The organism is Pseudomonas sp. AU12215 (genome assembly GCF_001675465.2).
GTDB lineage: Bacteria > Pseudomonadota > Gammaproteobacteria > Pseudomonadales > Pseudomonadaceae > Pseudomonas > Pseudomonas nitroreducens.
Genome location: NZ_MACM02000059.1, coordinates 1 through 10309 on the forward strand (window position 1 = coordinate 1; position 10309 = coordinate 10309).

Annotated in this window: 14 protein-coding genes and 1 pseudogene; 10 read left to right on the forward strand and 5 right to left on the reverse strand. The window is 60.5% G+C overall.

The window, feature by feature from the left end; translation table 11 throughout:
• Positions 1 to 286, reverse strand: a 286-nt coding sequence (locus A9513_RS36295) for a hypothetical protein (RefSeq protein WP_218060702.1), incomplete at its 3' end; no start/stop codon positions are given.
• Positions 287 to 403: 117 nt separating this feature from the next.
• Between A9513_RS36295 and A9513_RS36300 the strand changes: the two genes are divergently transcribed.
• The 10 genes from A9513_RS36300 (at position 404) to A9513_RS13450 (ending at position 7820) form a co-directional block, all read left to right on the forward strand.
• Positions 404 to 676: a hypothetical protein gene (locus A9513_RS36300; RefSeq protein WP_141678393.1), complete on the forward strand. Its 273-nt coding sequence runs from the start codon at positions 404 to 406 to the stop codon at positions 674 to 676.
• A gap of 239 nt (positions 677 to 915) precedes the next feature.
• On the forward strand, positions 916 to 1260 hold the full coding sequence (locus A9513_RS13410) for a hypothetical protein (RefSeq protein ID WP_043273955.1): 345 nt from the start codon (positions 916 to 918) through the stop codon (positions 1258 to 1260).
• 59 nt (positions 1261 to 1319) lie between these two features.
• Positions 1320 to 1937 (forward strand): DUF3275 family protein, encoded by a 618-nt coding sequence (locus A9513_RS13415; RefSeq protein WP_043273954.1) that lies wholly within the window; start codon positions 1320 to 1322, stop codon positions 1935 to 1937.
• Positions 1934 to 2230, forward strand: a complete 297-nt coding sequence (locus A9513_RS13420) for a hypothetical protein (RefSeq protein WP_043273953.1) — start codon at positions 1934 to 1936, stop codon at positions 2228 to 2230. Before A9513_RS13415 ends, A9513_RS13420 begins: the two co-directional genes overlap by 4 nt.
• Before the next feature lie 66 nt (positions 2231 to 2296).
• Positions 2297 to 2659: a hypothetical protein gene (locus tag A9513_RS13425; protein ID WP_043273952.1), complete on the forward strand. Its 363-nt coding sequence runs from the start codon at positions 2297 to 2299 to the stop codon at positions 2657 to 2659.
• A gap of 65 nt (positions 2660 to 2724) precedes the next feature.
• Positions 2725 to 2979: a hypothetical protein gene (locus A9513_RS13430; RefSeq protein WP_043273951.1), complete on the forward strand. Its 255-nt coding sequence runs from the start codon at positions 2725 to 2727 to the stop codon at positions 2977 to 2979.
• A gap of 81 nt (positions 2980 to 3060) precedes the next feature.
• Positions 3061 to 3666, forward strand: a complete 606-nt coding sequence (locus A9513_RS13435; protein ID WP_043273950.1) for a hypothetical protein — start codon at positions 3061 to 3063, stop codon at positions 3664 to 3666.
• 28 nt (positions 3667 to 3694) lie between these two features.
• Complete coding sequence (locus tag A9513_RS13440; RefSeq protein WP_043273949.1) at positions 3695 to 5137, forward strand: DUF6094 domain-containing protein; 1443 nt, start codon at positions 3695 to 3697, stop codon at positions 5135 to 5137.
• A gap of 104 nt (positions 5138 to 5241) precedes the next feature.
• Complete coding sequence (locus tag A9513_RS13445; RefSeq protein WP_141678394.1) at positions 5242 to 7491, forward strand: DEAD/DEAH box helicase; 2250 nt, start codon at positions 5242 to 5244, stop codon at positions 7489 to 7491.
• A gap of 80 nt (positions 7492 to 7571) precedes the next feature.
• The gene (locus A9513_RS13450) at positions 7572 to 7820 is read left to right on the forward strand and encodes a hypothetical protein (protein WP_051879430.1); all 249 of its coding nucleotides are present in this window, start codon (positions 7572 to 7574) and stop codon (positions 7818 to 7820) included.
• Positions 7821 to 7877: 57 nt separating this feature from the next.
• Here the strand turns inward: A9513_RS13450 and A9513_RS35465 are convergent, their stop codons facing one another.
• The 4 genes and pseudogenes from A9513_RS35465 to A9513_RS13465 form a co-directional block, all read right to left on the reverse strand.
• On the reverse strand, positions 7878 to 8234 hold the full coding sequence (locus A9513_RS35465) for a hypothetical protein (RefSeq protein ID WP_139093078.1): 357 nt from the start codon (positions 8232 to 8234) through the stop codon (positions 7878 to 7880).
• A 36-nt stretch (positions 8235 to 8270) separates the two neighbouring features.
• Complete coding sequence (locus A9513_RS13455; RefSeq protein WP_051879428.1) at positions 8271 to 9368, reverse strand: DUF4113 domain-containing protein; 1098 nt, start codon at positions 9366 to 9368, stop codon at positions 8271 to 8273.
• Positions 9369 to 9445: 77 nt separating this feature from the next.
• Positions 9446 to 9991: an arsinothricin resistance N-acetyltransferase ArsN1 family B gene (locus A9513_RS13460; protein WP_043273945.1), complete on the reverse strand. Its 546-nt coding sequence runs from the start codon at positions 9989 to 9991 to the stop codon at positions 9446 to 9448.
• Positions 9992 to 9998: 7 nt separating this feature from the next.
• Positions 9999 to 10309 (reverse strand): annotated as a pseudogene (locus A9513_RS13465) (arsenical resistance protein ArsH); the annotation flags it as partial.

Below are 10309 nucleotides of genomic sequence, written 5' to 3' on the forward strand. Positions count from 1 at the left end.
GCCATTGCACAGGCCGATCTGGATCGTGACGCGCTCTGTGGCGCTGAGTTCGTGATAGGACATGGGGCAACACCTTACCGAAATGGTCGGGTGTTGCACTCAGTTTTTGCGGCCGCCCTGCATATTCAGCGACGACCTCTGCCTCATCGTAGGGGCTGGGAACATAGATCCGGAGCTCGCCGAGCGCTGCGGAAGTGAAGGCACGGTAATCGACGTCACCTACGCCGTTCTGGATGCAGATACCGGCCGCTTCATAGGGGACACCTACACCCTTGATGGCGCTCATGACCTTGTTGACCGTCTAACGCGCCGCTATGAGCCATGGAGTCGCTCCTGGGAGATTAGCAAAGCCCACCTTCCGTTGAAGGCTCTGCATGCCCTCCTGGAGAGTTTCGGCACGAAGATGCCGATCCGACTCGCTGGAGTCCTTATTGGAGTCTTCTGGATAGACGAACTGGGCACTGTTGGCTTCCGCCTGGTGCATACGCCCTGGACCGACGAGAGCCTGGAGGTGATGGATTTGACCGCCTCAGCCTTGCGAGAGGAACAGATCGCCGCTGGCTATCCGGTCGAACTGGTCGACCTACTTCATCTTGCAGCTCAAGCTGACGTTCGCTACCTGGTACTCGATCCATTCGCGCCCGCGCTCAAGGGCCTAAAAATTTTCGATCATTGAGCATTCTGGCCTGCGGGATTCCCCTCAGGCCCCTAATTCCGGATTGGCTCGCTGTCGTTGACAGTGCCTCCAAGGGAGCCAGGGTTTAAGGCTCCGGCGCGCAAGCGCTAACCCCCCCCAAGACCGCCAAGCACTCGGTAGCGCGGTCGCATCACTTGTTGATGGAGTGCATCTTCCACCACCCACGCGGGGACCCTTCCCCGCGGATGAGGCCTCCCCGCACCTGTAGGAGACCTCGAATGCCTGTCCCGGCAAACCCCAAGACGCAGGAAACTGCTGCGTACCTGAAGTACCCGGTCGTGCTGAGCAACAGCGCCTGGCTCAGCGCGGTTTATCTTGAAAACCCGAACCGGGTTGGGGAGATGAGCCTGCGCCTGGCCAGTGTGGTGCAAGCGGCATGGTACGAGCTGAAGCTCGCACCGGATGCGGAAAAGTTCGTCTTCGCCGTCGTACACAAACAGCCTGTCGGTCGTGAACGAGTGTGGATCTCACTCTCGCTCACTGTCGTCCGGCCCCAGTCTGAACCTCCCTACCTCCACGTCGAGCTCCTGGACGAAACCTCCCCCGAGGTCGACCAGGACTAGCTTCACAACCACCTACAGTCCCGCCGCCGGCGGGACTTCCTTTTCCATAGGCAGACAACATGATCAGCATCGCTGGCCAGTTGGCCATCCGCACCATCACAGGTCGCAACGGCCCATTCAACGTGGGGCGGCTGGTGACCTCCATTGGCGAATTCGTCATCAAGGACCCCGGCCTGGACCAGTACACGGAGGGTAAGTACCAGGGCGATTTTGCAATCACGCAAATCCGCCCGTCCTACTACACCCACGGTGGACGACTGGTTGTCGAGATCAGGGCCGAGCTCGGCGGCATGAGCCTGGACGATGTAACCAATCTCAGCGCCGAAGACGAAGAGCAGCTGTCGACGACCGTGCTCGATCCCCTTGAGGAGGAGAGCTCGCCGCCGGCGGTGAAGCCGTCGAAGGCTCAGCAGCCAGTTGCCCGCACGTCCACATTGATTGCGGCACCAGCCGACTCCGATGAACCGTTCGGCATGAAGCCCGCTGCACCGGCCGCACCGAACAGTGATGAATCACCAGACGAAGAACTCTTCGGCACGGTCTGGCCCCTGGCCGATACCGTGAAACTAGACCCCACCGTTGACCGACAACGCTTGCGCGCGCAGTGCGCACGTTTGGGCGAGCTCGGGTACTCCCTGGACTTCAAACTCCAGGTCTGGAACAGGAGAACGCCATGAACCAGCTTTACGCCTTAACTGAGTTTTCCAACCTGCTGCTGCAGGCATCCAGCTCGTTACGCGAAGTGGGTGCGGAAGACCTCGCGGATCTCTTCGTGATCGCGCTTTACGATCGGTCGATGGTCGACCTGGCCATCGCCCAGCTGCGTATCCGCGCAGCGCAGGGCGAGCAGCCAGCAGACCCGGGCGGAGATACTCCCTGGAGTGTCTCCGGTGCGCAGGCACAGGAATATACCCTGCGGCTCACCCAGCGGCTGGATCGATGCATCCGCTTCAACCGCGTCAGCCTCTGATCTGACGCCACCACCCAGCCGGGTACTCCCGGCAAGGGAGTCTCGGCCTAACAGAGGAGAGCACCCATGGGCTGGCTATTTTCACATCGATCCAAGGAGCAGCTTCTACGCGAGCTGCTTGCAGCATCGTCCACCTTCTCGCGTGACAGGGAGATCCTTGCTCACTCCGTTGTCGGCAATGAGCTCTGGACCGTAGTGAAGCTAACTCTTCACGTCGCGGGCCTAATCAATGGCAACCTGGAAGGCGACAGCTTCACCTTCATCAACCTCGACCTCCTCGATGTCAGCAACGGCTATTGGGGAAGCCAGTCCATCAGCGAGTCGATGGGACCCTACTACTACGGCTGCCCCCTCGACTTTCTCGACATGGCCACCTTCGGAGTGAACCTGGTCTGGCGAGAGCAGCTTCGGCAGCATCACCAAGCCTGAACACCAACCGACCACCCTGAGGGGCTCCCTCAGGGAGCTCCTTGCAACCACAACAGGAGCTCACCATGAATGCCATTTTCGCCAGCCTGACCCCGGAAATCCTCAGCAACGTCGAGGACCAGCTGTCCAACAACGAAGTGTCCTGCGACGAGGAGATGGTCGACTTCTTCATCGAAGAACTCGGCCTCTCCCTGGAGCAGGCTGAAGCTGCAGTCGCACTTCGCTCGCAGTATCTGCAGATGATTTTCCTCGCAGGCCAAGGCCCTCTCCATGAGGCCAACGGCCTGGTCTTCTGCCCCGCTACCAAGAGCGTCCGCTGACGCTAACCAACACCACCTGGACCTACCCCAAGGGGCTTCACCGCCCCTCTGGGGCGGGCAGCCCTCCTTCGGAGGATCGCTATGCCCAGTCCAACCAAGCTCTTCCAGATCGAGGAGCTCCCTGACCTGTTCGTCGACGCCTGCGTGTGCGATGAGCAGCGCAACCTGGTGTTCCTTTCCGCCTGGGGACGCGACACCGTACTGCAGGAGTTTCTGGCCAGGCTGACGCTTGGTCGGGAGGAGAGCGGGATCGACCAGTTCCACGTCATCGTGGACGGTCGGCGCCTACCTGTCTTCCCCAACCAGGAGCTGCTCGAAAAACGCACCACAAGGCAGTTCCGCGGCACTCTGTTCGGCAGCCTCTTGCATCTCTGGCTGTTTGATCGTCGCGCCTCGACGCCCGACCAGGCCAATCACTTCGCCTTCGCGCTCCTGGAGCGCGAGGAGGATCCACACCACCGGCTCTGGCCGCTGGTAATGGAAACCTGTCCGCTGCCCCTCCTCCCACACTGGCGCGAGCCGGTGATGGGAGTCCTCATCCAGCACCAGATGTTGACCGCCCTGCCCGGGGCGATCGGCAACGTCTGCGCTTGGCGCCTCACTCTCCAGCTCGACGTGCTCGAGCCCTCCCTCGGAGAGCTGATCCGCCGCGGCGAACTCACCACCGATGCTCAGGCCCAGGCCTGAGCTCCAACTATCGACTCAAGGAAGCCCCATGGCACTCATGTTTCCGCGCCTGGCGCGCAACTTCGCCCGCAATGGCTATTACCCCACTGACGAAGTCACACTCGAACGCGCCCTGCAGGCGCTCATTCCCGCCCCTTCGGGCAGGATGAGGATCTGCGATCCGTGCGCTGGAGAGGGCGTTGCCCTGGCTGAGGCAGCCCATGTTCTGGGCCGCGACCAGGTCCAAGCGTTCGCCGTCGAATATGACCGCGAACGCGCCGACCATGCCCGTGGCATTCTCGACCGGGTGTTGCACAGCGACCTCTTCGACACCCTGATCAGCCGGCAGTCGTTCGGTTTGCTCTGGCTCAACCCACCCTATGGTGACCTGGTGGCGGACCACTCAGGTGCATCCCAGTACCAAGGAAGCGGCCGCCGGCGGCTGGAGAAGGCCTTTTACCAGCGCTGTCTCCCGCTACTGCAGTACGGCGGCGTGATGGTGCTCATCGTTCCTCACTATGTGCTGGACGACGAGCTGACTGGATGGCTGAGCAACCACTTCACCGCCCTGCGCGTTTACGGCGCCGCGGATCCCACCTTCAAGCAGGTGGTGATCTTCGGCATCCGGGTACGTCGGCAGGACCTGGCCAGGGCTGACGTCAGCCAGGTTAGATCTCACCTGCAGGCGATCGGCGCCGGCCTGGACCAGGCTGAGGAGATTCCAGCCAGCTGGCCATGGGAGCCCTATGCGGTCCTACCGGCAACAAACGAGCTGGAGCACTTCTACCGAGTAACACTGGAGCCAGAGCAGTTCGCCGGCGAGATTCAACGCTTAAGGGGCCTGTGGCCTGACTTCAGCCTCCACTTCGGCCAGACAGGCCTGCAGCCTCGCCCGCCTGTCAGGGAGCTCTCCCGCTGGCACTTGGCTCTAGCCCTAGCTGCCGGGGCGATCTCCGGCGTTGTGCGCTCGAGGTCGGGCCGGACCCTAGTCGTCAAGGGTGACACCTATAAGGACAAGGTCCGCAAGACCGAATTCACCGAAGACGAAGACGGCAACGTCACCGAGGTGCGGATCCTCACCGACCGCTTCATACCGATCATCAGGGCTTGGGAAATGACGCCCTCCTCCGCGAATCATGGCTGCGTGCTGACCATCAGCTCATCCGCCGCGACCACAGAGGTGGCCGACACTCCCCGGCCTGAGCCTGAACCTGGACCGCTGTTCTTCCCGGGGCAGATTGTGATGACCGCTGCCATCAGCCACTTGGTGGAGATCGGCCAACTCAACCCCACCACCTACCTCAAACGCCACCTGGTAGGCGACTGGGGGAATCTCTGCGACGAGGACTGGAACACCAACCAGCAAGCCTTGAAGCACGGTGACAGGTTGTTCTCCAGCTACGATGTCGACGCCGGCGATGAGTCCAGGATCTGGATCATCACCGAGGCCGACCGCAGCTCCACCACCTTGCTGCTCCCCAGCGATTACTAACCCACCACCTACGCGGCCCCCAACTCCACACCACCCTGCAGGGTATGCCGATACCCGAAGGGGGACACGCATGCCCTGCATTTCATCACCTGCAGGAGATGCACATGAACACGCTGACCCAACCGGCCGCTTCGGCCGCTTCCCCACTGAATATCAACCTGACTGACTTCATCGACGAGTTCGGCGATGAGCTCCTGGCGTCACTCAACCGCTCCAACCCTCCGGTCTACGCCGGCGCCAACAACATGCAACGCCAGTTGGTGATGGATAACCTCAAGCGCAAGCCCTTCGCGGCCCAGGCTGAGGTGGTTCAAGCCATAGCGGCGCTGCTTCTAGACCGCAACGAGCAGGCTGGCGTCATCAACGCAGAGATGGGTACCGGGAAGACGATGATGGCCATCGCTGTATCAGCTGTAATGCACGCGGCAGGTTACCGTCGAACAATGGTCATCTCTCCACCTCACCTGGTCTACAAGTGGCGCCGGGAGATCCTGGAAACTATCCCTAACGCCCGCGTCTGGGTGCTCAACGGTCCGGACACTCTGGTTAAGTTGCTCAAGTTACGAGACCAGATGGGCGAGGCCTACGATGGTCGCCAGGAGTTCTTCATCCTCGGCCGCGTCCGGATGCGGATGGGATTCCACTGGCGGCTTGCCTGTTGGAAGAAACGCTCAGCCGGCGGCTTGCTGCTCGCTTCGTGTCCAGATTGCGGCCAGGTCCTCGAGGACCTGGAGGGCAACCTGGTCACCGTCGAGGAGTTCGAACGCAGTGATCGCCGACGCACCTGTCTTGCCTGCAAGGGTGCCCTCTGGACACTCATGCGGCCTGGCAAGGTCGATGGTGGTGACCGGCGTGCAACGATTCTCAAGTCAATGTGCCGCATCCCCACCATAGGACCGGTCAGGGCCGAGCGCTTGCTCAACGACTTCGGCGAGGACTTCCTGGCCTCCATGCTGGTGGACAACGTCTCGGAGTTCATCAACCTGATGGACGCCAAGGGCAACTTCGTCTTCAGCGACCGCCAGGCCAAACGCATGGAACGGTCGATGGCCAACATCGAGTTCGGGTTCGGCGAGGGGGGTTACCAACCGACCGAATTCATCAAGCGCTACCTACCCGATGGATACTTCGACCTGCTGGTGGTGGACGAGGGACATGAGTACAAGAACAGTGGTTCGGCCCAGGGCCAGGCCATGGGCGTTCTGGCAGCCAAAGCACGGAAATCCGTGTTGCTGACCGGAACACTCATGGGCGGTTATGCCGACGACCTGTTCTACCTATTGTTCCGCATCCTCACCCGGCGCATGATCGAGGACGGCTACCGACCCAACGCGCGCGGCAGCATGGCTCCTGCAGCTATGTCGTTCATGCGCGATCACGGAGTGCTGAAGGACATCTACACCGAGCGCGACGGGGACTCGCACAAGACCGCCAAGGGCAAGAAGCTCTCGGTACGAACGGTGAAAGCCCCTGGCTTCGGCCCTAAAGGCATTCACCGGTTCGTGCTGCCGTTCACCGTGTTCCTGAAGCTCAAGGACATCGGTGGCAACGTGCTGCCCGACTACCAGGAGGAGTTCGTCGACGTGCCCATGGCGCCGGAGCAGGCCTCGGCCTACCAGCGCTTGGCTGCCACGTTGACCACTGAACTCCGCCAGGCCTTGGCACGGCGAGACACCACCCTACTGGGTGTGGTGCTCAATGTGCTGCTGGCCTGGCCGGACTGCTGCTTCCGATCGGAGATGGTCAAACATCCTCGAACCCGGGAAACGCTAGCTTTCGTTCCTGCGATCTTCGGTGACGAGCAACTGATGCCCAAGGAGCAGGCGCTCTTGGACCTCTGCCTCGAGGAAAAAGCGAACGGCCGCAAGGTCCTCGCATACACCGTCTACAGTGGGACGCGCGACACTACGTCCAGGCTGAAGAAGGTTCTCAAGCAGGCGGGGCTGAAGGTAGCTGTGCTGAGGGCCACGGTAGATACCGCACGACGCGAGGATTGGATCCTCGACCAGGTCGACCGCGGCATCGACGTGCTGATCACCAATCCAGAGCTGGTCAAGACTGGACTGGACCTCCTGGACTTCCCGACCATTGCGTTCCTGCAGACGGGCTACAACGTCTACACGCTGCAACAAGCGGCGCGGCGGTCGTGGAGAATCGGGCAGAAACACCCGGTGCGCGTCATCTTCTTCGGCTACGCCGGCAGCTCGCAGATCACCTGCCTGCAGCTGATGGCCAAGAAGATCGCCGTGGCACAGAGCACGTCGGGAGACGTTCCGGAGTCAGGCCTCGACTCGCTGAACCAGGACGGTGACTCGGTTGAGATGGCACTGGCGCGGCAATTGATTGCTGCATAAATTAAAGGCCACCTCAGGGTGGCCTTTCTTTTCAGAGCCTGAACCAGGCGACTGTTTGTCATTACGCAGGAGCGAGCTGTATGTCTGAGCAAAACTTGATACCGGACATCATCGATATCCGAAAAATGACCACTGCCACATGCGCAATGGCATTCGAGGAACTAAACGAAGCTGTTCGGACGATCGAATTAACCACTTCCGAGATGAACAAAAGACAGCTTGAACTCTGGACCAGACTAAAAGTGTCTCTGGTGGACTTTTCGAGAGATATGTTGCTAGCAGAAGCTCATCATGAGGAGATTGATCGCCGCCTTGGTTTGAAGCTCTGACTCAACTATGTAACTCTCAGAGCGCCCAGACATGCTTAGGGCGCTCTGCTGTAGCGACTATCCTTTATCTGCGTTCTCCACTGCGCGCTTCAAATCTCCGATGCATTTTTGCAGCTCTGCTGTGAGGCTTGGCTGCTCTGTTTTATGACCCGCCATCGCGTCGGTTGCAGCGACTACACCCTGGGCAGCGTTGGCCGCGGCCGACTCTGCAGGCAATCTGGTTTGTATATCGCGCAGGAACGTTTTCGCTTTTTCAGTAGACCCGGGCATATTGAGCGAGAGGCGCGCGCATTCGTTGAGATCCTTGATGGCGGAATAACCTCCAGCGGTAGTCCCTGCTCCAGCCGCCAGATAAACCCCATAGCCAACAACGCATGCTACGAATACCACACTTCCCACTACTGACTTCTTCAAGATAAACTTCCCATGTGATTAGAGCAGCTATATTACTCAACATATCGACGGAATTTCATCCCATCGTGAAACATAGCCTGGAGACTTCAATTCTTGTTTCATCCTCCATCCAGGAATCGGCGGTACTCGCCCTGGGCGAAGAGTGCCCCGTCCGAACTCCGCATTGATCCGATCCATCACTGCCATCAGCCGTTCGCCGCCAGGCCGCGGTGCCGGTGCAAACATGTCGACCTGGGCGAGGCCTGGGGCGACCAGGTCCATGAGCACCACCCCAGCCTTCATGTAGCGGAAGCCCGGCCGGAATATGCGATCCAGGCCAGCCAGAGCGGCAGCGACCAAGTCGCGGGTATCTGAACAGGGTGTCAGCAGCGGCACCGTAGCCGCATTGGCATAACGCCGCTCCCGATCGTTGAACTGCCCTGTCTGGATGAACACCTGCAGCGCACAGGCATAGTCGCCCTGGGCACGCAGCTTTTCCGCAGCCCGGGCAGCATAACTGGCTATTGCCTCGCGCAGCGCCGCCTGCTCGGTCACCCGATCGCTGAAGCTGCGGCTGCAGGCAATCATCTTCTTCGGCGCCGGCCCCTCCTCGAGGGCATAACAGACTTCCCCGCGCAGCTCTCGCAACGTCTTCTCCAACGAAACGCTGAACTGTCGTCGCAGCACTTTCGGATCCTGCTCGGCGAGCTGTGCGGCAGTGATGATGCCCATGGCGCCCAGCTGCTCGAACAGTCGCCGCCCAACTCCCCAAATCTCATTGATAGGGGCGTGCAGCAGCAATGCGCCGATCTGTTCCGGGCGTGTCATCACTGCAACGCCACCGCGCGTGTGCTTTTTCGCCGCCCAGTTGGCCAGCTTCGCCAACGTCTTCGTCGGCGCAATGCCTACCCCTACAGGGATACCTACCAGACGCTGAACTTCGGCCCGGATCCTGCGGCCTTGGGCAGCCAAGGAGCCGGGCACGCCGGTCAGGTCAAGGAAACACTCGTCGACCGAGTAGATCTCCTGGCGCGGCGCGAAATCTCTAAGGACGGCCATCACACGCGACGACAGGTTGCCGTTTATGTGGAATAGAAAATCAAGCCAGTCGAATTGGTCTGCTGATGACCAAAGAAGCGTCTCTCGTGTGGCCACGGCGCTGCTAATTATTTCCGGCCGTACCTACGACTAGCGCGCTTTGTAACCGTGATGGGCAGAGATCGGCTGTGGATTCAACCCGCAATTTCCAGGAACAGCCGAGGCTCGTCAGGCAGATTGCTCTGCGTAGCAAGCTCACGGCGCCAGTAACCCACGTCATGCCATTGCCCCAGCTTGAAGCCGACCTGAGGGAAAGTGCCGATGTGCCGGAATCCGAGCCGCTCATGCAGGCCAACGCTACCGGCGTTGGGCAGCGCAATGCCAGCATAGGCCGCGTTGAATCCCTGCTTGGCCAGGATTGGAAGCAGCTCGGCATAGAGGCTGCGACCCACTCCAGCGCGACGCTCACCCTCCGCGATGTAGACGGTCACATCCACTGCCCAGCGGTATGCGGCACGTTCTCTGTGCTGGCTGGCGTAGGCGTAGCCAACCAGGCGTCCATCACGCATCGCGACGAGGTAAGGGTACTTCTGCAAGGTCGTGGCGATGCGCTGCCGCATCTCCTCGATGGTCGGCGGCACCTCCTCGAAGGAGATTGCCGTGCCAGCCACTATGGGGGCGTAGATGAGCTGGATTGCCGGCGCATCTTCAGGGCGTGCTTGTCTGATTTCGATGGGCATGGCGACCTCAGATCGAGCGCTGATTCACGCGGGCGGAAAGCTGCTCGGCGCTTTCCTTGCGCTCCGAATAACGATCCACTAGGAAGTCCTGGCGATCACGCAGCAGCAAGGTGAACTTCACCAGCTCCTCCATCACGTCCACTACACGGTCGTAGTACGCCGATGGCTTCATGCGCCCCGCATCGTCGAACTCCAGGTAGGCCTTGGGCACAGAGGATTGGTTGGGAATGGTGAACATGCGCATCCAACGGCCAAGTACGCGCAGTTGGTTGACCACGTTGAACGACTGCGAGCCGCCGCAGACCTGCATCACCGCCA

Coding starts and splice junctions, on each gene's coding strand:
- A9513_RS36300 (WP_141678393.1), top strand. CDS start 404: ATGCCGATCCGACTCGCTGGAGTCCTTATTGGAGTCTTCTGGATAGAC.
- A9513_RS13410 (WP_043273955.1), top strand. CDS start 916: ATGCCTGTCCCGGCAAACCCCAAGACGCAGGAAACTGCTGCGTACCTG.
- A9513_RS13415 (WP_043273954.1), top strand. CDS start 1,320: ATGATCAGCATCGCTGGCCAGTTGGCCATCCGCACCATCACAGGTCGC.
- A9513_RS13420 (WP_043273953.1), top strand. CDS start 1,934: ATGAACCAGCTTTACGCCTTAACTGAGTTTTCCAACCTGCTGCTGCAG.
- A9513_RS13425 (WP_043273952.1), top strand. CDS start 2,297: ATGGGCTGGCTATTTTCACATCGATCCAAGGAGCAGCTTCTACGCGAG.
- A9513_RS13430 (WP_043273951.1), top strand. CDS start 2,725: ATGAATGCCATTTTCGCCAGCCTGACCCCGGAAATCCTCAGCAACGTC.
- A9513_RS13435 (WP_043273950.1), top strand. CDS start 3,061: ATGCCCAGTCCAACCAAGCTCTTCCAGATCGAGGAGCTCCCTGACCTG.
- A9513_RS13440 (WP_043273949.1), top strand. CDS start 3,695: ATGGCACTCATGTTTCCGCGCCTGGCGCGCAACTTCGCCCGCAATGGC.
- A9513_RS13445 (WP_141678394.1), top strand. CDS start 5,242: ATGAACACGCTGACCCAACCGGCCGCTTCGGCCGCTTCCCCACTGAAT.
- A9513_RS13450 (WP_051879430.1), top strand. CDS start 7,572: ATGTCTGAGCAAAACTTGATACCGGACATCATCGATATCCGAAAAATG.
- A9513_RS13460 (WP_043273945.1), bottom strand. CDS start 9,991: ATGCCCATCGAAATCAGACAAGCACGCCCTGAAGATGCGCCGGCAATC.